General features: G+C 38.3%; 22 protein-coding genes, 1 other RNA gene and 2 pseudogenes. 17 read left to right on the plus strand and 8 right to left on the minus strand.

What is annotated here, in order from left to right; genetic code table 11:
• Positions 1-42 precede the first annotated feature (42 nt).
• The 4 genes from FD29_RS00725 (at position 43) to FD29_RS00740 (ending at position 2,479) form a co-directional block, all read left to right on the plus strand.
• Positions 43-522: a hypothetical protein gene (locus tag FD29_RS00725; RefSeq protein WP_057887072.1), complete on the plus strand. Its 480-nt coding sequence runs from the start codon at positions 43-45 to the stop codon at positions 520-522.
• 65 nt (positions 523-587) lie between these two features.
• Positions 588-1,211 (plus strand): DnaD domain protein, encoded by a 624-nt coding sequence (locus FD29_RS00730; RefSeq protein WP_057887073.1) that lies wholly within the window; start codon positions 588-590, stop codon positions 1,209-1,211.
• The gene (locus tag FD29_RS00735; RefSeq protein WP_057887074.1) at positions 1,211-1,864 is read left to right on the plus strand and encodes an endonuclease III domain-containing protein; all 654 of its coding nucleotides are present in this window, start codon (positions 1,211-1,213) and stop codon (positions 1,862-1,864) included. The genes FD29_RS00730 and FD29_RS00735 overlap by 1 nt, the downstream gene beginning before the upstream one ends.
• Before the next feature lie 18 nt (positions 1,865-1,882).
• Positions 1,883-2,479, plus strand: a complete 597-nt coding sequence (locus FD29_RS00740) for a sugar O-acetyltransferase (RefSeq protein ID WP_057887075.1) — start codon at positions 1,883-1,885, stop codon at positions 2,477-2,479.
• 251 nt (positions 2,480-2,730) lie between these two features.
• On the opposite strand, the pseudogene FD29_RS00745 reads toward FD29_RS00740, so the two are convergent.
• Positions 2,731-5,031 (minus strand): annotated as a pseudogene (locus FD29_RS00745) (PBP1A family penicillin-binding protein); the annotation flags it as partial.
• Positions 5,031-5,657 (minus strand): Holliday junction resolvase RecU, encoded by a 627-nt coding sequence (recU, locus tag FD29_RS00750; protein WP_057887077.1) that lies wholly within the window; start codon positions 5,655-5,657, stop codon positions 5,031-5,033. The pseudogene FD29_RS00745 and the gene recU, both read right to left, overlap by 1 nt.
• 67 nt (positions 5,658-5,724) lie before the next feature.
• Between recU and FD29_RS00755 the strand changes: the two genes are divergently transcribed.
• The 4 genes and pseudogenes from FD29_RS00755 (at position 5,725) to FD29_RS00765 (ending at position 8,657) form a co-directional block, all read left to right on the plus strand.
• Positions 5,725-6,276, plus strand: coding sequence for an SLOG family protein (locus FD29_RS00755; protein ID WP_057887078.1), 552 nt, complete (start codon positions 5,725-5,727; stop codon positions 6,274-6,276).
• 62 nt (positions 6,277-6,338) lie between these two features.
• Positions 6,339-6,722: pseudogene (gpsB, locus tag FD29_RS11810) on the plus strand (cell division regulator GpsB); the annotation flags it as partial.
• Positions 6,723-7,103: 381 nt separating this feature from the next.
• Positions 7,104-7,464: RNase P RNA component class B (gene rnpB, locus FD29_RS11155), an RNA gene on the plus strand.
• 71 nt (positions 7,465-7,535) lie between these two features.
• Positions 7,536-8,657, plus strand: coding sequence for a THUMP domain-containing class I SAM-dependent RNA methyltransferase (locus tag FD29_RS00765; protein ID WP_057887079.1), 1,122 nt, complete (start codon positions 7,536-7,538; stop codon positions 8,655-8,657).
• On the opposite strand, the gene FD29_RS00770 is transcribed toward FD29_RS00765, so the two are convergent.
• The 3 genes from FD29_RS00770 to FD29_RS00780 all read right to left on the minus strand — a co-directional run bounded on the left by FD29_RS00770 (position 8,654) and on the right by FD29_RS00780 (position 11,178).
• Positions 8,654-9,598 (minus strand): magnesium transporter CorA family protein, encoded by a 945-nt coding sequence (locus FD29_RS00770; protein ID WP_057887080.1) that lies wholly within the window; start codon positions 9,596-9,598, stop codon positions 8,654-8,656. The two genes, FD29_RS00765 and FD29_RS00770, sit on opposite strands and share 4 nt — an antisense overlap.
• A 97-nt stretch (positions 9,599-9,695) precedes the next feature.
• On the minus strand, positions 9,696-10,709 hold the full coding sequence (locus FD29_RS00775; protein ID WP_057887081.1) for a lipoate--protein ligase: 1,014 nt from the start codon (positions 10,707-10,709) through the stop codon (positions 9,696-9,698).
• Between the two features lie 64 nt (positions 10,710-10,773).
• Positions 10,774-11,178 (minus strand): reverse transcriptase-like protein, encoded by a 405-nt coding sequence (locus FD29_RS00780; RefSeq protein WP_057887082.1) that lies wholly within the window; start codon positions 11,176-11,178, stop codon positions 10,774-10,776.
• Positions 11,179-11,205: 27 nt separating this feature from the next.
• Here FD29_RS00780 and FD29_RS00785 point away from each other — a divergent pair, with 27 nt between their 5' ends.
• From FD29_RS00785 to FD29_RS00815, 7 genes are all read left to right on the plus strand, one after another.
• The gene (locus FD29_RS00785) at positions 11,206-11,604 is read left to right on the plus strand and encodes an EbsA family protein (RefSeq protein ID WP_057887083.1); all 399 of its coding nucleotides are present in this window, start codon (positions 11,206-11,208) and stop codon (positions 11,602-11,604) included.
• Positions 11,588-13,273, plus strand: coding sequence for a formate--tetrahydrofolate ligase (locus tag FD29_RS00790; RefSeq protein ID WP_057887084.1), 1,686 nt, complete (start codon positions 11,588-11,590; stop codon positions 13,271-13,273). Before FD29_RS00785 ends, FD29_RS00790 begins: the two co-directional genes overlap by 17 nt.
• The gene (gene lspA / locus FD29_RS00795) at positions 13,273-13,737 is read left to right on the plus strand and encodes a signal peptidase II (protein ID WP_083477719.1); all 465 of its coding nucleotides are present in this window, start codon (positions 13,273-13,275) and stop codon (positions 13,735-13,737) included. The genes FD29_RS00790 and lspA overlap by 1 nt, the downstream gene beginning before the upstream one ends.
• Entirely contained in the window at positions 13,730-14,632 is a 903-nt protein-coding gene (locus FD29_RS00800) for an RluA family pseudouridine synthase (RefSeq protein WP_057887173.1), read from the plus strand. The genes lspA and FD29_RS00800 overlap by 8 nt, the downstream gene beginning before the upstream one ends.
• 102 nt (positions 14,633-14,734) lie before the next feature.
• Positions 14,735-15,262, plus strand: coding sequence for a bifunctional pyr operon transcriptional regulator/uracil phosphoribosyltransferase PyrR (pyrR, locus tag FD29_RS00805; protein ID WP_057887085.1), 528 nt, complete (start codon positions 14,735-14,737; stop codon positions 15,260-15,262).
• Positions 15,263-15,287: 25 nt separating this feature from the next.
• The gene (locus FD29_RS00810; RefSeq protein WP_057887086.1) at positions 15,288-16,376 is read left to right on the plus strand and encodes a carbamoyl phosphate synthase small subunit; all 1,089 of its coding nucleotides are present in this window, start codon (positions 15,288-15,290) and stop codon (positions 16,374-16,376) included.
• A complete protein-coding gene (locus FD29_RS00815; RefSeq protein ID WP_057887087.1) occupies positions 16,367-18,769 on the plus strand; it encodes an ATP-binding protein in 2,403 nt (800 codons plus the stop codon). The genes FD29_RS00810 and FD29_RS00815 overlap by 10 nt, the downstream gene beginning before the upstream one ends.
• 114 nt (positions 18,770-18,883) lie before the next feature.
• On the opposite strand, the gene FD29_RS00820 is transcribed toward FD29_RS00815, so the two are convergent.
• A complete protein-coding gene (locus FD29_RS00820) occupies positions 18,884-20,545 on the minus strand; it encodes an Rqc2 family fibronectin-binding protein (protein ID WP_057887088.1) in 1,662 nt (553 codons plus the stop codon).
• Positions 20,546-20,680: 135 nt separating this feature from the next.
• Here FD29_RS00820 and FD29_RS00825 point away from each other — a divergent pair, with 135 nt between their 5' ends.
• Positions 20,681-21,547: a DegV family protein gene (locus tag FD29_RS00825; RefSeq protein ID WP_057887089.1), complete on the plus strand. Its 867-nt coding sequence runs from the start codon at positions 20,681-20,683 to the stop codon at positions 21,545-21,547.
• A 124-nt stretch (positions 21,548-21,671) separates the two neighbouring features.
• Entirely contained in the window at positions 21,672-22,940 is a 1,269-nt protein-coding gene (locus FD29_RS00830) for a CAP domain-containing protein (RefSeq protein ID WP_057887090.1), read from the plus strand.
• Positions 22,941-23,165: 225 nt separating this feature from the next.
• Here FD29_RS00830 and FD29_RS00835 read toward each other — a convergent pair whose 3' ends face one another.
• Entirely contained in the window at positions 23,166-23,741 is a 576-nt protein-coding gene (locus FD29_RS00835) for a DUF4811 domain-containing protein (RefSeq protein WP_057887091.1), read from the minus strand.
• A complete protein-coding gene (locus FD29_RS00840; RefSeq protein ID WP_201780217.1) occupies positions 23,738-25,240 on the minus strand; it encodes a DHA2 family efflux MFS transporter permease subunit in 1,503 nt (500 codons plus the stop codon). The genes FD29_RS00835 and FD29_RS00840 overlap by 4 nt, the downstream gene beginning before the upstream one ends.
• Positions 25,241-25,376: the final 136 nt, after the last annotated feature.

Here is a 25,376-nt window from a genome sequence, read left to right on the forward strand (position 1 = left end):
TTATTGCTATACTATTTTTGTTAGTTAAAAAAAGGACGTATTATGAATAGAAGCACAAAAATCTTATTGACCATATCTTTAATTGCATTGGCGATAGTTTCAGCGTTGACTTACGTGAACCTTTCCTCAGCTCCTAATGAGAGTGCCAAATCTCAAGCCAATAGTATTGCTAAAGAAAAAGCGGGTATTGTCCAACCGGATTACTTCGGTAACTACACTCGTCAAAAACAATACTATTCTGTTGGTGGGTTGACCAAAGGCGATAAGTATCGCTACATTATTATCGATGCTAAGAGTGGTAAAACCGAAATCTTTAATAAGAACAATGCTCCAGTTCGTCAAACGGTTATCGATGGGGTAGCACAAAGATACAATGCCAAAAAGATCTTGCATATCAATCTAGGTATCTACAAAAAGAAGCCTACTTGGGAAGTTGCTTTCCGAAACAAGAATGGCAGTATTGGCTACAACTTAGTTGACTTTAGAACTGGTAAGAGTGTTCAAATTATCAATAATATTTAAAATCTATCTTAAAAAAAGTCGAGTACAAATGTCTCGGGCTTTTTTTATTCACTGGAGTAATTAATATGAACGATGAATTATTTAACAGCTTTATCGATAGTGGCAGTACGAATATTAATAACCTGGTCTTGAAAAACTTTCATCGCCTAGGCATGACGGAAAAAGATCTAGTTATTTATTTGGCCTTATCGATGTATGCGCAAAAGGGCAACACTTTCCCGATGGCCAAAGATCTAGCCAAAGACACTGGAATGAGTGAGTCCAATATTTATGCCATTATTCAAGGAATGATCAAATTAGGCATCATCGAGTTAAAAACCGTTATTGACCATCACCAACAGCGTGATATTTATTCGTTGACGCCTATTTATCACCGCATCAAGAATCTCTTAGATCAAGAACACCAATCAAGCCGTCAAAATAAGTTGATGTCTGACACTGAAGAATTATTTAAAAAAATTGAAGTTGAATTTGGGCGGCCATTGTCACCGATCGAGCAAGAACAAATTCACCAATGGATCGATGATGACCATTACAGTGTAGAATTGATCGATCTAGCTTTACGAGAATCAGTTTTGAATCAAGCTTATTCTTTAAAATACATGGATCGGATCCTAATCAGCTGGGAAAAGAGTAATATTAAGTCAGCGGAACAACTCCAAGAACGTCGAAAGAAGCTGGGATATTAATGTTAAAAGATGAACAGATTGTCTGGGCAATTCACCAGATGGAAGAAGATATTGGGCCTGTTGGTCCTTCACTAGATTCAAGAACGCCATTTCAGTACTTAGTGTCAGTTATTTTGAGTGCTCAAGCGACTGATGTATCGGTCAATAAAGTGACGCCAGAATTATTTGCCAAGTATCCTGAGCCCAAAGATCTGATGAACGCCGATATTAACGATGTTGAACAAATAATCAAGAGTGTTGGATTATTTCACAACAAAGCTAAAAACATCATCAAAACGGCCCAAATAGTTCACGAACAATTAAATGACGTCGTACCTGAGGATCGTAAAGGAATCATGGCTTTGCCAGGTGCGGGCAGAAAGACAGCCAATGTTGTCTTGAGCGATGTGTTTGATCAACCAACTTTTGCAGTCGATACGCACGTGTCTGCCATTTCTAAGCGATTGCACTTTGTCGATCAAAAGGCCAATCCGTTACAAGTTGAAAAGAAGATCGTCAGCGTAATGAAACCTGAGGAATTGCATCGAGCCCATCATACGATGATTGAATATGGTCGCAAATATTCAATGAAATTGGCTCCTGAAAAGGAAACCAATCAATTGATCTTGGAATGCGATAAATTGAATCAAGCTAATGAAAAAGAGCAAAAATAGCGAAGGTGGCTGATTAAGATGAACTTGACTGAGAAATTTGCATATATGAGTAGCGGTCAACCGTACAATGACCTTGATCCACTGTTGATTGCAGAACGAAATAAGTCGACTGCCTTAACAAATAAAATAAACGTTGAAACTGATCCTGAAAAAAAGGCAGAGTTGATTCGAGAACTTTTTGGCAGTGCTGGTAAAGATCCCGATATTAATCCTAATTTCAGATGTGAATTCGGTCGCAACATTAACGTTGGTAATTATTTCTATGCAAACTACGACTGCGTGATTCTTGATGGTGCCAAAGTAACGATTGGTGATCGAGTATTGTTCGCTCCCAAAGTAGGTCTGTATACAAGCAATCACTTAATTGATGCTAAAGAACGTGAATTGGGCGGTTGTGTAGCTAAACCAATTACAATCGGCAATCGATGTTGGTTAGGGGCCAACGTGTCGGCTTTGCCAGGCGTAACTATCGGTTCTGGAACGATCATCGGAGCAGGAAGCGTTGTGACTCGCAGTCTCCCTAGTAACGTGATTGCAGTCGGCAATCCTTGTAAAGTGCTTAGGAAAGTAACTCCAGCTGATAAGACTGGCTTTGTCGGTAAAGATTTTATTTAATAAAATAATGCATAGAAAAAGGACTAATTCATCATTTGAATTAGTCCTTTTAAAATATTTAAAATTTATTCGGTAGTTGTTGATGAACCATTGGTAGTAGCATTACCACCACCGTTAGTAGTAGATCCACCAGTATTGCCACCGGTCGTTCCACCATTGGAACCAGTTGAACCACCAGTGTTGGTGTTGCCACCGCCAGTAGTACCGCCGGTATTGCCAGTGTTACCTGTATTAGTGTTGCCACCGGTATTACTGTTTCCGTTTGAAGATGATGATGAATTGCCATTATTAGTATTGGTTGAAGTTCCACTATCGCTGTTGTTTGTTTCAGTTGAATTATTAGTACTGTTTGTATTGCTATTAGTTTCTGTATCCTTATCAGTAGTACCTGTTCCAGTTTCGTCACTGTCAGTCGTCGTATCATTTTCCTCGTCGTTAGATTCAGATGAACTGCTTGAATGACGGTTGGTTGTTACTTCATTGCTGCTGGAGCCTGAAGCACTGCTTGAGGAGTAATCAGAGATCTTGTAAGGATTTGATGGAGCATGACCCTTTACAAATAATTCCTTCGTGTAAGTAGATGAACTAGAACTTGGCGAAGCTACGACTGGGGTAGTTGAACCATCCTTTTTGATCATCATTGGAATTACTGAACTTGGACGTTTCCAATTAGGGTTGCTGTTAGTTTGACTAGCTAAGTAACTCATTTCAGCTTTGTAAATCTTTCCAGCAACACTTTGATAGGTTGAAGAAATTCCCTTTTCATTAGGTGAATCATAACCGGTCCAAACACTGATCGAGTAATTCTTCGTATATCCGTTGTACCATGAATCCTTCGCAGTACCGCTTAAAGCTGAATTGCTAGCGATAGCAGAGTCGTCATAGTTAGTTGTACCAGTCTTACCAGCTTGATGTAAACCTGAGATGTTAGCATAAGTTGCATAGGAAGCAGGCACGCCTTTGAGCATATCAGTCAACATATAGGCAGTCGATTGCTTCATAACTTTTTTACCAGATTTACTGTAGTTGTGAATCAAACCGTCAGCTGTTTCGATCTTGGAAACGAAGTAAGGCTTGTAATAAGTTCCACCGTTTGAAAAGGCTGAATAGGCTGAGGCACCTTGCAGAGTAGAAACTTCTGTACCGATACCGTTTGATAGAACTTTCATCTTATCAGAACTGATTCCTAGACCGGAAGCAAATTGCTTAGCCTTGGAGAATCCAACAGCTGATAAAGTTCTAATAGCGGGGATATTTCTTGAATTGACTAAGGCATCCCGCATACTCATTTGACCTTCATATTGCTCATCCCAATCTTTCAAAGCAATATCAGTTCCGGCATAAGTATAAGGCGTATCTTCAACTTGGTGATAAGTTGACCAGTTGAGATATTCAATGGCGGGACCATAATCCAAAATTGGTTTCATAGTCGAACCATTACTACGAGTAGTCTGTACAGCACGGTTGAGCCCAAATTGGATATCGCTTAGATTACGACCACCGATCATAGCAACGACTTTACCGTTATTAGGGTTGACGATTGAAGCCCCAACCTGCATCTTGGAATCAGGGAATTGAACATAATTAGAAGTATTGACAATGTTATAAAGACGTTTTTGAGCATCGTAATCCATGTTGACGGTGATCTTTAAGTTGTCACGATATGGATCGAAGCCTTTTTTCTTAACTTCGGTAATAGCTTCTTTTATGTAAGGATCCGAAATAATTCGTTTGTTGTTGTTACTATTAGTTACTTTCTTGTATGGCTGCAAACCAGTTGTGATCGGCGTATTGATAGCTGCATCCGCTTGTGCCTTAGTGATCTTGTTGTTGTTGTACATTGCATTGATAACTAGATCACGACGTTGCTTAGCTTCAGCTGGGTGAGCATATGGATCATAATTGCTTGGTGCATTTGGCAACCCGGCTAACATCGCCATCTCTGGCAACGTCAGTTGCTTTAAAGTTTTACCATAGTAATACTTAGCACCGGTTTCCATACCATAAATACCATTATTCAAATAAACTTTGTTTATATAAAATTCTAGTATCTGTTGCTTGGAGAATTTCTGACTGACACGCATAGCCAACCAAGCTTCTTGCATCTTACGTTTAAAAGTTTGATCTTTGCTGTCAGTTGAGAAGACGGTCAATTTGACTAACTGTTGAGTAAGAGTACTACCACCTTGCAAAGTTCCTTTGGTAATGTTGTTGACCGCTGATTTGGCGATTCTGACTGGATCGATACCTAAAGGCTCATTGTAGAAGTTTTTATCTTCAATTGAGACTACGGCATCCTCCATAGTTTGGGGAACTTTGTCGATCGTGACGTAATTTCTCTTGTTGTCTCCTAAAGAGGCAATCTGTTTCCCAGACGAATCAACGATTGTTGACGAGCCACCGCTTTGTAGATTTTCTTGGCTAACGGTTGGCGCACTAAAAGCATAATACACAAAGATGAACAAGAATATACCGACTAAAACGGCTAGGATCGAAACGATCCATTTAAAAATATTCTTGAAGGTGAATATATTATTGTTCTTATTATTCATTATTTCTCCTTCCCACTTTCGATCAATTGCTGTACGGCATCAATGTAGGGCAAAGTAGGGTCGTAATTGGCTTTGATCTCAATTGAGTTTTGGACGATATCTTTTAATTGGATCGATTTAGCACCTTTGTGCTTTTGAATCTCCCAATGATCGAAGATAACGTCAGCCGGTGTGACAAAATAGCGTTTTAGGGTAACATATTTTATAATGACAAAACAGATACCACCTTGCTTTTGACACATTTTGAGATGATCAACTTGATGTTGATGGAAATTCTTCAAAGGGAACGTGTTTTTATTCTTGGTTTCCTTGGCTTCAAAATCAACATAATGGCCATTGTAAACACCGTTGTAATCCGTTGTCGAAGCATTTCTAAAGTAGGCTTCTTTAATGACAGCCCGACTTCTTTTAGGATAGTCGACTTTGACGATTTGAATCGGTGTAGGCTTTTTGTAAATTACCGCAATCTCGTGACTTCGATAATATTTGTTGCTTTCATTGATCTCCTCTTCCAAAGTCATCCCACGATCACCGAAGATCAATTTCTTTTTGGTGCTCGAAGATGTAGGTCGAGAAGGCTTTGATGGACTGTTAAAGATTCGTCCATCGGGGTAGTTTATTTTCAAGATATCAACTCCTACTGTGAAATTATACCATGATGGCAAGAATATTAATTATGGGGAGGGATTCTTTATGATCAAAAATTTATGGGTAACCGGTTATCGATCCTTTGAGTTGGGTATTTTTAAAGATAATGACCCAAAAGCTAAAGTAATTCAAGACTTTTTTGAACAGAGAATTACAAATTACGTTGAAGACGGCACTGAATGGGTCTTAACCGGGGCTCAATTAGGCGTTGAACAAATAGTTGGAAAAGCCGTTCAAGAAATCAAAAAAAAAGGCTATAATATTAGACATGCAGTGATATTGCCTTTCGATCAATTTGGTAGTCAATGGAACGAAAACAACCAGCTATTATTAAATGTTTTTTTAAGAAATGCTGACTATGTCAATAAGGTTTCCAATATGAGTTATCCTAACCCTAGGCAATTGAAACTATGGCAGGAATTTATGCTTAAACATACTGCAGGGTCCCTGATTTTTTATGATCCTGATAGCGGTGGCAAACCTAAGTATGACTATGAAGCCATGAAGGCCTATCAAGACCGTGGTAACGACTATCAGATGGAATTAATTGATTTTGATTCTATGCAAGACTTTGCTAATATGTTATATGATAGTTAAGATATAAGATAAATCGACAATAATTAACACTGGAGTGTTTAGTAATGAACAATATGAATGGAATGAATCAACAACAAGCAAATGGTAATGGTAATGATTTTTCTTTGAATTATCAACCAAATGACATTTTGCAAAAAGAATTTAAAACAAAGATGCGTGGTTACGATCCTACAGAAGTTGACCAATTCTTAGACGGCATTATTAAAGATTACGAAACTTTCACAACGGAAATCAGCCAATTAAAGGATGAAAATGAACGTTTGATGCAAGCTCGTAATGCTGGTGCTGGCAATACGAATCAAAATTTTCAACAATCAAACCAACAACAACCAGCCAATAATCGAATGAGACCTCAACAAAAGTCCATGATGAGTTCAACTGCTGAAGCTTCAACTAACTATGACATTTTAAGACGTCTCTCAAACCTTGAGAAACGTGTCTTTGGTCACGACTTTGCTAATGGCGCTTTGGAAAATAACGAAACAAAGCAATTTGCTTCCGCTGTCGTACCTGACAATATGAACAATCACAACGGTATTGAAAGTGGTCATACTGAGATCAACCCACGTATGAACCAACAACCAAGACCAATGAGCAATGGTTTTAATAATCCCAACCAAAATTCAAACAATTTCCAACCAAACCGTCCTATGAACAATGGTAACAACCAAGGTCAAAATGGTTTCAATGGTAATATGAATAACAATAATAACAACTTCAACCAATTCTAATTATTGGTCGATCAAGCTGATTATAAAAATATTTTGAAAAAAATTAAAATTAATAACCAAATCAATTCAATTTAGTGTATACTATTCAAGTCGGTAAATTACGAGTAATCGCGGTCTAGTTATCTAGGCTGAGGAAGGTCCACGCCCGCGCGAACTGAGATGTTTGCAGTGTTTGTGCCTGGCCTAATAAGCCAGGGTACCTTAATTGGTAACGGCAGCGAAAGCGCTAAGGTCTTTTAGACTATGTGTGAATAGCTTGAAAGTGCCACAGAGACGTATTATTGTGAGAAATTGCAATACTGGAACGAGGTAAACCCCGCAAGCGGGCAACCCAAACTTTGGTAGGGGCGCTTCATAACGAGAAATGAATCTACTGTGAAGCCTTAATTGGAGATAGATGATTACTAACTGTATTAGGGTGCCATCCTAATACATGAACAAAACGTGGCCTATAGGAGTTTATCGAGGCAAAGGGACGACTTGTTCGTCCTTTTTTTATACAAAAAATTAAAAATCAAGAGGGGCAATATGAAATTAATTGCAACTATGTCAAGCGGCTTTGAATCTATCACCGCAAAAGAACTACAAAAACTGGGATATGATACAAAGACCGAGAACGGTAAGGTCTATTTTGAAGGCAGTTACGAAGACATCGCCAAAGCTAACCTTTGGTTAAGAAGTGCCGATCGAGTAAAGATCTTGATCGATACTTTCAAAGCAACTACTTTTGAAGAATTATTTGATAAAGTTCACGATATTGAATGGGATAAGTGGTTGCCATTGAACGCTGCATTTCCAATTAAAGCCAGAACTGTTAAATCACAATTACATTCCGAACGTGATATTCAAGCCATCACCAAAAAAGCTATCGTCAACAAGATGGCTGATGTCTTCATGCGTCGCGGACGTTTACCTGAGACTGGCGCAAAATTTCCAATTGAAACAAGAATCCACAAAGATGTCGTTGAAGTAACACTCGACACGACTGGCGAATCTCTTTACAAACGTGGCTACCGTATTGAACACGGTGCTGCTCCATTGAAGGAAAACTTTGCGGCCGCTATGATCATGTTGACTGTTTGGCATCCCGAAGAAGATCCCTTCTTGGACCCAACAACTGGTTCAGGTACTATTGCAATCGAAGCAGCCCGTTTGGCTAAAAACATTGCTCCTGGTATTCAACGTCACTTCTTATTTGAAGATTTCGACTGGTTCGACAACAAGATCCTGGAAAACTTGAAAGAATCCGCTGAAGCTGGCGTTAAGAAAATCGACCTCGACATTTATGCTAGCGATATCGACGGTTCAATGATCGACGTTGCCAAACTAAATGCCCACGATGCCGGCGTCTTGCATGATATCAAATTCAAGCAAGTTGCTGTCAAAGATCTCAAGATCGAAGGGAAATACGGAACGATCATTTCCAACCCTCCTTACGGTCAACGTATGAGTGACATGGCTGGGGTTAGAAAATTGTATAAAGAAATGGGAGAGGTTTTCTCAACCGCTCCCACATGGAATAAATATATTTTGACCAGTGATGAAGAATTTGAAAAGTATTATGGTCAATTAGCAACTAAAAAACGTAAATTGTACAATGGTTCATTAAGAACTGATCTTTATCAATATTGGGCTAACAAACGTCACTAGAGCCGATCTCGACGGTTTAAGTCCCAAAGAATTATTAACATCATAATAACGGTGATGATCACGGAAAAGATCCAAGACCACTTTTGGTCGGCCAAAGGAAGTTTCATATTCATACCGTAAAATCCAGATACGATCGTGGGAATACTGAGAACAATTGTGTAAATTGTCAGTACTTTCATGGTCGTATTTGTTCTATTATTCAAAATATTATTGTAAGTGTTAGAGATACGATCAATGATGTCTGAACTTAGATCGGCTTGATTTTTGATCTGTTCGATTTCAATCAAAGCGTCATGCAAATGTTCACGGGCGGCTTTAGTTAAATGCAACGTCTGGATATTGCCAGTGGAGATCAACTCTAATTGTTTGACCACCGTAAGGTTGCCATTGATGGCGGTGTTTAAGTAAGTCGTCAAATCCTGCAGATCGGCCAATTCCAAAATTTGATTCTCAGAAGAATGGTGCTTTTTGATCAAACGTTGGATCTTGTTGCGTTTGGCATCAGTCTCGCTCAACTGGTCGCTATAATCGCTGGAGATCTGGTCGAAGGTATTGAAAATGTATTCCCACGTCTCATTTTGCGACACTGTCTTTAAATGTGCTTTAGCACTCAGAATATAATCTTTGACGTAGTGAGTAGCGTCGTTAGTAAACAAAAAGAGCTGATTATTTTTAATGGCAAACGAGATTGGCATAACTCGCTGAGAAATGTCAGTCGTCTGATCATTTTCGTTTTGTGCATTGTAGACGATCAAATAAGTATTAGTGATTTCGTCGTATTCAAAACGAGCCCGTTCATTTTCATCGTCAGCGTAATCCAAAATTTCGTTGGTTAGGTGGTATTTTTCAATCAACGTGTCTCGGTCGGCATCACTCAATGCTTCAGTCGAATGAACATCGATCAATTTTACCGTTTGATTTAACATAATTTCATTAATCATTTTTTATCCCCTCATTAGAAATAATCATACCAAAAATAAAAAGCGAATCGAGAATTATTTTTCTCGACTCGCTTTTTTACTAAATTGATTTGAATTTTTAAGGAGTAAAGAGTTTGCCCAGGTCTTCTTTGGGGATACCTTTGAAGTAGTCATCCAAATTGAATTGGTCCAATACTTTCAAGATATCATCCCGGTCAAATTTAACATGCAAGAGTTTTTGCTTAATATCTTGAACATCTTTCATTCCGAAGAAGTCACCGTAGATCTCGACATTGTCAACTTTACCGTTCTCAATATTGTAACGAACGTCGACGGTTCCCATGTCAAAGTGCTTTCTTTGTTTGGCAGTAAAAGCAGGGGACTTACCGTAGACCCAATCCCAGTTGTAATAGTATTGTTCTTTGATCTTGTCGATCTCTTTTTGATCAGCGTCTGTGATCACATATTCGTGGTCCTTGATCTCATCGAGTGTTTCGGCGTGGAATAATTCTAAGAGCAATTTGTCACGGAATTGTTCAGTATCAAGATTTTGATATTCAGGAGCTAAATAAGGACGCAAGTTAGTAACGCGGCTTCTGATCGATTTGATACCTTTAGATGCAATTTTATCTTTTTGAACGTGCAAAGCTTTAGTCAAGACATCCAAATCGACGTCCAGTGATAAAGTTCCGTGGGAGAATGTTTTGCCGTTTCGTGAATACATAGCATTACCGGAGAACTTCTTACCATCAACTAACAAGTCATTTCTTCCGGAAACTTCGGCTGTGGTAGCACCCATTTTGTGCAAAGCATCAATGATAGGTTGAGTAAATGACTTGAAATCACCAAAGTTCTTGTCGTCTGAGTCGACCATGAAACTGAAACAAAGGTTTCCAAGGTCTTGATAGACGGCACCACCACCAGAGATCCGGCGAGTCACAGTAATGTTGTGGTCCTTGATATAGTCACTGTTGATCTCTTCGATCGTATTTTGATTACGACCAACGATGATACATGGTTTTTCAATGTAAAAAAGGACTAATGGTGCGTCAAATTCAACATTATTCATTAAATATTGTTCAGTAGCAAGATTGTCACGAATATCGCGATCTTTCATTACAACGTAGTACATAAGAAAACCTCCTCAAGTGAATTGAAAACGTTTTTATCGTACCACAATTGAATAAATACAGAAACTATTTGTCGCCATGTGTGCGAATATTTAACATCTTCTGATGAACTAAGGCGTGAGCAGCACCATTGTCCTTGTCAGCAACGTGTTTAGCAAAGTATCCAGGGAACTTTTGCAGCTCCAAAAGGATTTCATCTAATATCGGTTGGTAATGCTTAGAATAATTCTTGTCCAAACTATCAATGACAATTTGGCTATCGGAATGGATCAAAATCAGGTCATCATTCCACTGATGATCTATAATCACTTGTAGAGCTAGTTTTAATGCTAAAAACTCCAAGTAGTGATTATCTTGGCTGTCGTGGTGAAGTGCCTTTTTATAAATATCGTTATTATGCTTTATTACGTAGGCCACCACCCCCAGATTTAAATTAGTATTTAATCCAGCATCGGTGTACAATTTAATCATATTATTTAGAACCTTTCAGGAGATATTATGTCAAAGAAACATTTTGTTCAACCAACTGGCGCATGGGGAGTCATCATGTGGTCGATTGCATTGAGTCTAGCTTGTCTAGGAATCATTTTGCAATTGGAGATCATGTCGTTTAGTTTCATTCCTTTTTTAATTTGGATCATTGATGCGATCTACGTCTTCTATATTATATCTAACTCTTGGGTTAAGATAACCAAAGACCAAGTGATCATCAAGGAACCATATTATAAGACCAGAGTTTTTGCAAACCACGAGGTCGATATTAAGATGGGTAATAAATGGACGATGGAATTTGATTTCAGCAATCGTGATTTCTTCCCATTTAAGATTACTTCTACAAAGGGAATTTTAAATATAATTAAAAAAGAAGCAGGTGAAAGCAATGTCATTTCCAAGTGATATCGAAATTGCTCAAATAAATGAGCACGATAATATGAAAAATATTAACGAAATTGCTAACAAAATTGGTTTAACGCCAGATGATATTGAACCATACGGTCACTATAAAGCTAAGTTTTCTAATCGTAGTATCAAAAAGACGATGGAAGAAAACGACGACGGTAAATTGATTCTGGTTACTTCAATCAATCCAACTCCAGCGGGTGAGGGGAAATCTACTGTTGCGATTGGTTTAGCAGATTCTTTACAATCTCTCGGTAAAAAGACTGTTCTAGCTTTACGTGAACCTTCATTGGGCCCTGTCATGGGAATGAAAGGTGGAGCTACTGGTGGTGGATTCGCCCAAGTAGTACCAATGGAAGACATCAATCTTCACTTTACTGGCGACATGCACGCTTTGACAAGTGCTGTCAATACTTTGGCTGCTTTGATCGATAACCATGTCCACCAAGGCAACCAACTAAACATCGACCCACGTCGCATTGTTTGGAAACGTGCTTTGGATATCAACGATCGAGCTTTGAGAAATATTGTCATCGGTCTCGGTGGTCCTTTCAATTCAGTTCCGCGTGAAGATCACTTTGAAATCACTGTTGCTAGTGAATTGATGGCCGTATTGTGTTTGGCTCAAGACATCGACGATCTAAAGGAACGTATCTCAAGTATTTTGATTGCCTACACATATGATAAGAAGCCTATCTTCGTTCGCGACTTGCACGTTGAAGGTGCTATCACTGTATTGCTCAAGGATGCTTTGAAGCCTAACTTGGTTCAAACGCTTGAAAACACACCAGCTATTATTCACGGTGGTCCATTTGCTAACATCGCTCACGGATGCAACAGTATCTTAGCTACTAAACTTGCTATGAAACTCGGTGATTATGCAGTTACTGAAGCCGGTTTCGGTGCTGATCTAGGTGGTGAAAAGTTCTTGGATATTGTTACTCCAAGACTCAACCATGCACCTAATGCCATTGTGATCGTAGCAACTGTTCGTGCTTTGAAGTACAACGGTGGTCAAAAATTGGATGACATTCAAAACGAAGATCTAAACGCTTTGAACCTTGGCTTCAAGAACTTGAAACGTCACATTCACAACATGCGTTACTATCACATCCCAGTAGTCGTTGCCATCAACAAATTTGCCACGGATACTGACAACGAGATCAAGCTTTTGACAAGTCTCTGTGACGAAGTTGGCGTTGACGTACAATTAGCCGAAATTCACCACAATGGTAGTAAAGGTGGTCAAGCCCTTGCTAAAGCTGTTATCAGAGCAACTGAACAAGAAGCTAACTACACACGTCTTTACGAAGATGGTGAAACTACTGAAGCCAAAATCGCTACGATTGCTTCGGAAATTTATGGTGCTAACAACGTCGAATACAGTAAAAAGGCTCGTAACCAATTGAAGATCCTCAAGGAAAATGCTTGGGACGATCTACCTGTATGTATCGCTAAGACTCAATATTCATTGAGTGATGATCCTAAGAAGCTTGGTTCGCCACGTGACTTTACGCTTCACGTCACTGATATCGTACCTAAGCTCGGGGCCGGATTTGTCGTCGTCTTGACTGGTAATGTGATGACAATGCCTGGTTTGCCAAAGAAACCAGCTGCCTTAGGAATGGACGTCGATAATGAAGGAACTATCGGAGGATTATTCTAGTGCAGTTGATTTATTGGTTGCTGTTTGCTGTTTTAGTCATTGGTGATCAAAGTCTCAAATATTATGTTATGAACAATATCGCCACAATGAGCGTCCACGATTTCATCCCCGGAGTTTTATCACTGACTCACATCACTAACACTGGGGCTGCCTGGAGCATGTTGGAAGGAAAAATGCTTTTCTTCTACTTAGTTACAATCATTGCGGTGATCGTTTTAGGATATTTATTTGTTAAAGCTGATAAAAAAGATTATCTTTATCGATTTTCTTTGATATTCTTATTAGCGGGAACAGTTGGTAATGCCATCGACCGTTTTACAAGACATTTTGTGGTCGACATGTTCAATTTAGATTTTATCAACTTTCCAATCTTTAATCTGGCCGATACTTACATCACTATTGGAGTGATTTTGATTATCGGTTCACTGATTATCCAAGTAGCAGGTGAGAAAAATAATAAGTAAGTCTTTTAATTTAGAGTACAACGAACCAAAGAAGGGACGGTTGGACGCTTTCATAAGTGATCAAGCGGAAGATTTAACTCGTTCACAGATCCAAAAATTTATCAAAGATGGTAACATTTTAGTCAATGACCAAGCTGTCAGTAAAGCTGGCTTCAAAGTCAAGACTGGTGACAAAATCGTAGTGAATGTTCCCGAAGAAGAACCGATCAAGGCTATTCCTGAAAATATTCCTCTTGATGTCGTCTACGAAGATCAAGATGTGATCGTCGTCAACAAGCCTCAAGGGATGGTAGTTCATCCAGCAGCTGGTCATCCGGATAAAACGTTGGTCAATGCGATCCTTTATCATTGTCAGATCAATGATGACGACGTGATCCGTCCGGGAATCGTTCATCGGATCGACAAAGATACTTCAGGGTTATTGATGATTGCCAAGAATAATTTGGCCAAACAATCATTGATGAAACAACTAAAGGATAAGAGCAATCTCCGTGAATACTTAGCTATCGTTCACGGTAACTTTGAAGAAAAAACTGGTAAGATCACTGCACCTTTAGGCCGTTCTAAAGTCGATCGTAAAAAACAAGCGGTCGTTGAAGATGGCCGTCATGCAGTGACTCACTTCACCGTTTTGGAACAATTCGACGGTTATTCACTTTTGAAATTAAAACTTGAAACTGGTCGAACACATCAAATTAGAGTCCACATGCAATATATCGGTCATCCCGTTGCCGGAGACCCCTTGTATGGACCTAAACACACATTACCTGGTAAGGGACAATTCTTGCACGCTGAAACTTTGGGATTTGAACATCCACGAACTCATGAATGGATGGAGTTCTCGATCGAACCACCAAAGATTTTTCAAGAAACCTTGGCGCAATTACGTCATTGACACTTCTAGAGTCGTGCTATAATCTAAAAATAGAATTGTGTGCGATTATAAAAAAAGTTAAGCACTCACTTTGTGAGTGCTTTTTTGAAAGTAGGGAAAATTATGGCTAAAGAAATTATTGATGGTCAAACAATGACTCGAGCTTTGACTCGTATCACTTATGAAATTATTGAACGAAACAAGGGAATCGAAGACCTTGTTTTAGTAGGAATCAAAACTCGTGGCGTTTTTGTAGCTCATCGAATCGAATCACGCTTGAAACAACTTGAAAATATCAGTATTCCCGTGGCTGAATTGGATATCACTCCATACCGTGATGACAAGACGCATGAAGAAAAAGATATTTCCGAAGTGAAAGCGCAACCACTAGATATCGATATAAATAATAAACACGTTATTTTAACTGACGATGTGCTTTACACTGGTAGAACTATTCGTGCTGCTATGGATGCTTTGATGAATGCTGGACGTCCTAAGAAGATCTCATTGGCTGTGTTGGTAGATCGTGGTCACCGTGAATTGCCAATTCGAGCTGATTTTGTCGGCAAAAATATTCCAACTTCTCAAAAAGAAAAGATCAAAGTATCAATGAAAGAAATCGATGGAGAAGACAAGATCGAAATCGAATAATCAATATTTTGAGGAGTTGCTTTAGATGAAACGTTATTTAATTTTAGAGGACGGAACTGTCTTTCCTGGTGAAGGCTTTGGGTCTTCTATCATTACCACCGGACAGCTGGTAATCTCAAATAACCGTACAGGAATCGAACAATCCGTGACTGATCCAGATACTGAAGGTCAAATACTGGCTTTTACGATTCCCTCTGTTGGTAACTCAGGTATCAATCGTGATTTTTATGAATCAATCAATTCACAGTGTAAAGGGGTCGTCATTGGCTCCTCTAGTTTGTCGACGGTTGATGATTCGGTTTCGTTTGAAAATTGGATCAGCAGTTTAAAAATACCCGGAATCAAGAATGTCGACGTCAGAGCTTTAGCTAAACACATTGACGAACACGGCGAAATGAAAGCCAGTATCATGGATACTCACGACGAACATGCGATTGATCAGATCAAGGCCTTAGTTTTGCCACCAGATCTAGTCAAACGAGTTTCAACTAGACAATCGTATCCAAATCCTAATATGGGCTTGAAGATCGTTATTGTGGATTTAGGACTCAAGTATTCTATTCTCAGACAGTTGTCGTATCGCGACTGCAACTCGATCATCGTCAATTACAATTCCACAGCTGATGAAATCATCAACTTACACCCAGATGGAATTATCTTTTCCAATGGACCTGGCGATCCTAAAGATCTGCCTAATGTCATCAAAACTATCCAAACGCTTCAAAAGAATTATCCACTCCTAGGTATTGGATTGGGTAACCTTTTGATTGCCTTAGCTAATGACTGTCAGATCGAAAAGCTTGCTCATCCGCACCACGAATCATCCTTGGCAGTCAAAGAAGTAGCCAGTGGCAAGATCGACTTCGTCAACCACAACCACTCTTATACTTTGGACCAAAAGTACATTGGCTCTTCAGATTTCATCGTCACTAATGTCTGTGTCGCTGACGGTACGATCGAAGGCATTCGTCATGAATTTTTACCGATCATGTGTGTACTCTTTGAACCAGAAGCCGCTCCAGGACCAGCAGATGGCTACTACGTCTTTGATGAATTCATTGATCTAGTCGAATCAGCTAAGAAACAAGAGGGGGTTAGAAGACAATGGAATTAGATGATATCCATACGATTTTAATTATTGGCCCCACTAGCAGCGATAAAAATGTTGATCTCTCTACAGCTCTATACGATACTGTCGATATTTTGCATCAATTAGGCTATAAAATGTCCATTATTGTTGAAGATCCAACTTCACTTTTGTCATCAGGCGTCTTTTACGACAAATCCGTCGTTGAAAAAGTTACCGGCGACAATGTTTTGAAGTATGTCCAACAATTCCATCCCGATGCTATTTTGCCAACTGTGGGGGATAGGAATGCTTTAGGTATCGTTTCGAGTCTGAATGGTAAGATTGGCGGAACAAAGGTCTTAGGAGCTAATTTTGCGGCTTATTTGGCTACATTCAAGCGGGAGCTCTTTATCAAACGACTGACTAAGGCCAATTTGCCAGTGATCAAGTTTATTTCTTCCAATGATGAAAAAGAAATCTACAGTTTTATCCGATCCATCGGATTTCCAATCATTGCTAGACGTCGTTATTCTAATCGACACTCTAGTGGTTGGACGAACATCAATAATTTGTTTGAACTCGATAATTTCATGGCTTTGGAAGATATCGAAGATACTAAGATCGAAATTGAACGTAGTATCCGTGGCTTCAGCGAATATTCCTTTACGATCGTGCGCGACCAGTATGACAATTCATCCCTGATCGGTACGATTGAAGACGTGGAACCAATTGGTGTGCACCACTTGGATTCCAATTTGGTCTCACCGGCTTTGTCATTGAATGATTCTAAATTACAACGATTACGCAATTATTCGATCAAACTGGCTCGAGTCTTTAACGTCGTCGGTGTCTGTACTGTCCACTTTGCCTATAACCATGTAACTAAAGAATCCTACATCACTGAGTTCATCCCACGTCTGAGCGAAGAGACTAAGTTTTTGGAGTACGCTACTAGCTATCCAATCGCTACGGTCGTGGCTGAACTTTGTCTAGGATATCACTTGGACAAATTGCAATTAGATGCCGGCAGTCCTTTCAATGGGGCAACTGAACCATTTGTCGACCACATCACTTCACGTTTCCCACAATGGAAAACACCTGAACAAAGATACTTGGGGCCTAGTAAAACATCGGATTCAAGTATTATCGTCAATGGTTTTAGCTTGGAAGAAGTTCTCAACAAAGGTGCCTTGAATGACAAATTCAATGGAAATTTTGAACGCTACAATGAATTACGCAAATTAGACGATGATGAGTTATTTGAAAAAATCATTCACCCAACTAATTGGATCTTAGATGTTTTGTCAGAAGCTATGCGCAGAAACTTTGAAAAACCTGTTTTGTCAGAGATCACTGGCATCAAGTTGCCATATCTTTCCGCTTTGCAAAATATCATCGACAACAGTCTGATCATCCGTGAAGGTGAGATCGATGGTAAAAATGTTGAACGCATGGTTGAAATGGGTGTCAAAGGCGTTGGTCACAGCAAATTGTTGCTAGATAGTAAAGATATCGTTACTAAAACAGTTGTTAAAAATAAACGGGCCATTTCTGTAGGAAACAACAAATACATCAATCACAACTACTTTGTCACTAGCGGTATCAGCAACGAATTAGAGCTCAGTGACCGTAAGAAGATCATCGTCAGAACGCCGATCATTACTTCGAAGACTGACATTATGATCAGACAGTTCGTTTTGTTCCAATTAGCTAAATCAATCGACCAAAATGGTTTGGAACCAATTATCATTGGCCGCGAACCATGGAATGCTCCTTTAGTCATGCGCCGCAAAGTCGTTGAGATCGATGATCCGCACATGGAGATCAAAAGTCTTGGTCTGATCGACAAGGACAGCGTCTTACGAACTATCGACTTGTCCAAAAATATCGTTGATGATGAGAATGAACAAGTCTTTCAATTCAGTGCTCAAGAACTCAAGAACATTGACCTTGAAGGCAATACTAGTGTGAGAGTGATGGTCGTCAGCGATGGTAAGAATTACTTAGCACCATCAGTAATTTATCAAGCCAAACGTGATAATCACTTGTATGAAGTCAGTTCCGTCAATAATTTTATGACTGTTGAAGATCGAGCTGATATTGCTCATTTGATCAGTCAAGAATTAGAAAACTACGACCATGTCGATATTTATAACTTTGAAATGGTCAAAAGTCACGATCACTGGCTCGTCACTAAAATGTATCGGGGTATGACTTCCGATATTATTCGACACGAACTTGCCAGTTCCGTACATGTGATCGACACCTTAGTTAAATTGTTACTAGGTAATAAGATCGATGATGATTTATCGTTGGAAAAAATCTTTGCTAACTTCGATGAACAATATCTCTTAGCAATCGACTGCAAACGTTATAAATTATTAGATAAAGATGAGATGCAAGAAAAACTCACCGAATATCGTAAAAAAGAAGACTAAAAAAGCATCCCTGAATTTTTGAATTCAGGGATGCTTTTTTGCTTATAAAAACCGGTTTGTTTCGCCTTCTACCTCAAACGAGCTATTCAAACCAACTTTCTACGTTTTGCTCTCTTATTCTTTTAAATCACTAACAAGCTTTCTATCGGGGTCAACCAAAATAGTCTTTTGACCTTCAAAGATCACAAAACCTGGTTTAGCACCATTAGGTTTTCGGATATTTTTGATTTGAACATAATCGACGGGGACTTTGCTAGAATCACGAGCTTTGGAATAATAAGCGGCAATTGTAGCAGCTTCAGTGATCGATTGTTCATCAGGATCACTTGTTTTTAAGATAACGTGGGAACCAGGGATATCTTTGACGTGGAACCAATAGTGATTCTTTTGTGACAATTTCATCGTCAACTGATCGTTTTCCAAGTTATTCTTACCAACGGTGATCTCAACGCCAGTTGTCGTCTTGAAGTTTTCACCAATCTTCTTCTTACGTTTCTTAGGAGCATTGCGACGCTTCTTCTTGATATAACCAGATTCGATCAATTCATAAACAATACCGTCAACGTCTTCGATATCAACGTATTCAAGCGATGCCAAAACGGACTCAAGATAATTGACTTCGTTAGTAGTTATCGCTAATTGTTCGTTGATATGAGGGATGGAATTTTGTAGCTTACGATATTTCTTGTAGTAACTCTGAGCATTTAAAGAAGGCGAGTATTCAGGATTCAACTTGATCGTCACTTCTTCATTGTTGTAATAGTTAGTCAAAGTGATCGAACTGGAGCCATGTTGAATCTTTGACATATATGTCGTCAATAATTCGCCATAAAGATTGTATTTGTTCATAATATCTGTATGTTGAAGCTGTTTGTTCAACTTCTTGATCTTAGACTTATCTTTCTTCAAGATAATATCCAAACGGTGCGTGATACTCTTAGTCTGTTGTTCAATTCGATCCAAACGAGCTTTGTCGACATAATAGTTGTCTAATAGTTCACTCAAACTGCCATAACTATTGACTTCAGTCGTGGTATTTTTGAATGCGATCGGGAAGAAGCCCAATTTATGTTTGTCGTTTGATTTAGCCGTATTAGGATGTAGGTCATTATTGTATCGAGCCATGAAATCATCCAAAGAATTGCCTTGTTTGACAAATTCAACTAATTCAGCCGACGTATCTAAGCCAATTCCTTCATATTTATCACGGATCTCACTAGCGGATAAATTATTAAGATTTTCGTCTTTCGTTGAAAATGGATTGATTTTATTTTGTGCAGGCGGTAATTTATAATCATCCCCCGGTAGTAAACCACGGAAACTATTGTTCTCTGTTGATACACGTTTGATTAGATCGACGATCTTGCCAGTTTCTTTATTGATCAAGAAAATATTGCTGTGGCGAGCCATGATCTCTGTAACTAACGTATATTCGTGAATATCGCCCAGTTCATTTTTAGCTGACAAATCGATTGAAACGACTCGGTCATTGTTTAACTGATGAAAGTCCTGAACGATCGCACTGGTGATATATTTACGCAACGACATAACAAAAGTCGATGGTTTAGCAGGGTTAGCAAATGGCTGATCTGTTATTTGCACCCGCGCATATGAGGGATGAGCTGATAATAATAGTTGACGATTCTTGCGATTGCTTCTAACCGTAAGAATCAATTCGTTGGCGAATGGCTGTTGAATTTTACTGATTCGGCCACCGCTGAGGTTCTGATTTAATTCGTTTACCATCGCATGGGTAAACATTCCGTCAAAAGACATAGATAATTTCCTTTCTGAAACTGCTGTAAATTTCTGAAACTTTTATTCTGTAATAATTATAAAATTGGTTGAATATGATATAATCAAAAGGTTATACAATCATTATACGTAACCAAGCAAGGAATTGATAAATTTATGAAAATAGCCATTGTAACAGATAGTACATCTTATTTGCCACAAGAAATAGTTGATAAATATAATATAACCGTTGTTCCCATCGAGGTAGTTTTCGATAACAAAACTTATCGTGAAGACATCGATATTACTACTTCTGAATTTTATGACCGACTACAAAAGTCACCAGAGTTACCATCAACGGCTCAACCTTCAATTGGTGAAATGATGAACGTATACGATAAATTGGCTAAAGAAGGCTATGATACCGTAATATCGATTCATTTGGCAAGTACCATCTCAGGATTTGTTAATAATCTAAAGAGTGCTGCTGCAACCATTGATAATATCAACGTCGTTGTTTATGATTCTCAAATCACTGTTCGCTTGATGGGCTATTTAGCTCAAGAAGCAGCCAAGATGGCACAAGAGGACAAACCATTAGATGAGATCATCGACCGACTAGATACCTTGAGAAGTTCGATCGGCGAATCATTCGTTGTGGATGATTTAAAGAACTTAGTTAAAGGTGGCAGACTTTCCAATACTTCAGCGGTTATTGGTACCGTCTTAAATATTAAACCTTTACTAGAATTTGACAATGATAGTCATAAAACCGTTGCCTATGACAAAGTTAGACTCATGAAAAAGGCCAAGCTCAAAGCAGAAGAAAAGCTTTCCATCGCTATGGAAAATGCTACATATCCGTTGAGATTATTAGTTTTAGACGCTGACGATCCAGAAGCTGGCGACAAATGGGCTAGTGAATTACGTGAGAAGTATCCTAATTCTACATTAGACCGTTCTTACTTTGGACCAGTAATTGGCGTGCACTTGGGTAAAGGTGCTTTAGCAATTGCCTGGATCAGAGATTTCGATAAATCATAAAAAGCCGTTAGGCTTTTTTTTCTTAAAATAATATAAAACTTTTATTTAAAATAATGCGCTATTAATGATACTAATGAGTTAAAATGAATATAACCATTATTTCCACAACGAAAAGGGGAGTATCATGTTTTCAAAAACTAAGAGAGCAGCTATTTTAGTGGCTGCAAGTGCACTTTTGGCAACAAGTTTAGGAGGGAACATTGCTTATGCTGATGTAACCGCAAATAACAATGTCTCTACGGCTACAACAACTGATACAAACACTAACAATTCAGCTGACACTAGTGTGGCAACTGCTACTAACAACAACAGTGATACTAACAATCAAGTTGTTAATAATACAACTACAAAGACAACTAATAATAGTACCACTACAACGTCTGATAATACCAGCAATACGGCTACTACACAGGCAGCCTATGATGGTATCAACATCGCTGCTGTTAGAAACGCTATGTTAAATGAATTGAACCGCTTACGTGCTCAAAATGGTTTGACAGCGCTTGTTTCAGTTGGAACACTCAATTCTTATGCTCAATCAAGAACTGATGGTTTCACTAATACCGGGGTAGATAATCACGCCGGTTGGAATTCAAATAATATGTATCCATATTATTTGGACGCCGAAGAAAATATTGCTCAAATGCCATTTTCAATGTTAGGTACAACTGATCCAACTATTATTGCTGAAAAGATCACCCACGAATTTTACAGTGAAACATATGATTCTGAACCAAACTATGGTCACAGAAAGAATATGCTCAATCCATACATCAACTATGTCGGTATCGGTGTAAGTATATCCGCCAACGGAATGGTTTATTTCTCACAAGAAATGGGAAATGATCAAGCTTCACACAGTAAATACAGTGCCAGTGATATTTACGCTTATTACTTAACTAACGAAAATGACTATGCCAACGTTTCTAAATATGACTTGGCCGATTCTAAGAAAAAGAGTGCTGATTATGTAACTCGTGACAATTACAATACTGCTGATGTTCGTGGTGGCGTAACTACTAAGAATCACCAAACGGTAGTCTACGATCGTTACGGCAAGCAACGTACTGATTTCTCACTAGCACCAAATTCTTCATGGATCTCTGATATGATTGCTATTATTGATGGCAATTTCTTCTATCATGTAAGTACTAACGGTTTCGTTTCTGCTAACGACGCTTTGCCATGGGCAAGTTTCTTAGCCGGTTCAACTGTTACAGCTACAACTAATGCTAAAATTTACAACAATGATGGTTTCTATACTGGTCACACCGTAGCTACTGGTTCAAAGTGGATTGTTGACAGACGTGCCAATAATCCTTTAACTGGCGTTAAGATGTATCGTATTGGAACTAATGCTTGGATCCAACAAAATCAATTATCACGAAATTAATAAGTAAAAAGCGTTCAGGAAAATTCCTGAACGCTTTTTTTTGTCCGAAATAAAATAGAGTATTCTAATTCTTAATGGTGATGGCGATATTATGGTTCCAACTGAGCCCAACACATATGATTTACAGCGAATAGTAAGTTAATTATTTATCCCGATGCAGGACATGGCAGCATAGCTCAGTTCAATAAAGACTTTGTTAGACAGGTTAACGAATTTTTGATTCATTTAAATTTTCAAATTGTTATTTTTATTTATCTGGTTAAATGGCATTACGATCCAATCAGTCTTGGGAACAGTAACAATTGCTTTTTGTTTAATCAATTCTGTTTCATCATTTACTTTAAAGAGCGTTTTCATCAATTGATTCTGATAAACCCACTTGATCTGTTCCGTCTGGATTGTTGCCTGTTGGACATCCGCTAATCTATAGGTGGCTCGACTTCTAATTAATTGAGCAGTCTGCTTTCGATTAGGTACGAAATGGGCGGAAGGTTTTATGGACTTCTGACTGTTTCGATAGATTAATATATAATTATTTGAATTACTGCCAATTTCTTTTGTAATAAGTAAATTCTGCGGTGAATTCAATGGACCAGCTGTATAAATAATTTTTTTACTAGAATAAGTAATTTCTTTCTGCATACCAAAATGATAGTTCATATTGGCAGATAGACTAACAGTCGAAATTAACAGAAGCAGAATTGAAATCCATCCCGTGACAAGACGTACTTTTATATTATCAATTAGTAACCAACTTCCTAATGTCATAATAGTGAAAATTATTAATAGATACAATATCATTTATCAGACACCTCTTTTTTTTCATCTTTGAGAAATACGACAAAAAGTAAACCTATAAATGCAAAAATAAAACCGAGGGTGAAAGAGGACTTAAATCCGTTCATTGTAGCATCGATTAATTTATGTGCATAAAGGATTGGATCAGTGGTCTTTAATTGAGTACTAGGAGTTTGGTTATTTATGATACTTTGAGTAGTTGATGTTAATACAGCAACTACTATCGAAGACGAAATTTGTCTCAAAGTATTATTTGCGGCTGTTCCATCACTAGATTTTTCGGTTGGCAGAGCATTCATTGCGCTTGTTGTTAGAGGCATCATTGCTAAGGCTACGCCAGTCATTCGAATTGCATAGAGGATAGTGATGATAATCGTCGGAGTAGTATCAGTCAAAAACATGAAGGGAAGAGTCCCCAGCATTAAAATTATAAAGCCAACGAAGGTCAGTCTTCTTATTCCCGCTCTATTGTAAAGTAACCCTGCAACAGGAGCCATTAATCCAATCATTAAGGCTCCGGCCAATAATGTTAATCCGGAATTCAAAGGACTTAGATGATGGATATTTTGTAAATAGGTTGGTAGCATCATTTCAACTCCATACATGGCCATTGTTACCAAAATGATAGCGATTGTCGCTACAGTGAAATCTCTTGACTTGAATACTTTCAAATCAAGAAAGGGTTCCTTTAGATGTAATTGTCTAAGAATAAACCAAATTAACATAATAGTTCCAACAAAGATGAATAAAAGCACGTTCTTAAAGTTTGTCCAACCATAGGTCGCAACATTTGTGAAACCCAAAAGAAATACTCCAAACCCTAATGTTGAAAGTAAAAGAGAAACAAGATCCAGCTTTTGTTTTTTATTGGGAATAATATCTTTCATTAAAACTATTGCTAAAAGAAAAGCAATAACAACAATGATCAGTGGCAAAATAAATATAGTACGCCAAGAATTAGTAATTGTTAGGCCAAAAATGTAGTGATTTTTATTTAGAATCCATCCACTTAGTGTTGGTCCAATCGCTGGGCCCATTCCAATTACCAATCCACTCAGTCCTAAAGCAAAACCTAGCTTATCGTGAGGAAACATGTTCACAATTACCATTTGCATCAATGGCATCATAATTCCTGTGGCTGAAGCAGCTATGATGCGTCCAAGAATGAAAAGGTGCCAATATGAACTTTTTTCAGGAGTAGAAAGAGTGACTAGAATTCCGACTATGAATAAGCCATAGGCAAAAACATGTAACCAGTTAGTAGAGAAACGATTAGCCAAAAAGGCCGAAAGTGGGATCATGATGCCGTTAGCTAATAAAAACCAAGTCGTGGATTGCTGAGCAGTATTCAAGTTAATATTGAATTTTGACATTAACGTCGGCAAAGCAGTACCCATAGATGTCTGCATAATGGTGCCAGCAAATGTGGCCATCAATATTAGTATCATTATTAATGTACGTCTATATGTTTTTCCATGAATATCATGCGATTTCATTTGTATTTCTTTATTCATGTTTAGATCTCCTCGTATTAAAATAGTACATTGATAAAGATAAAACCTTTAGAGTAGAAGTACTATAACAAAATAAGCTGTTTTGTACTAAATCAAACAATGTGTTATATTTTGTCTTATATTG

The sequence above is a fragment of the Companilactobacillus mindensis DSM 14500 genome, assembly GCF_001434275.1.
Taxonomy (GTDB): domain Bacteria; phylum Bacillota; class Bacilli; order Lactobacillales; family Lactobacillaceae; genus Companilactobacillus; species Companilactobacillus mindensis.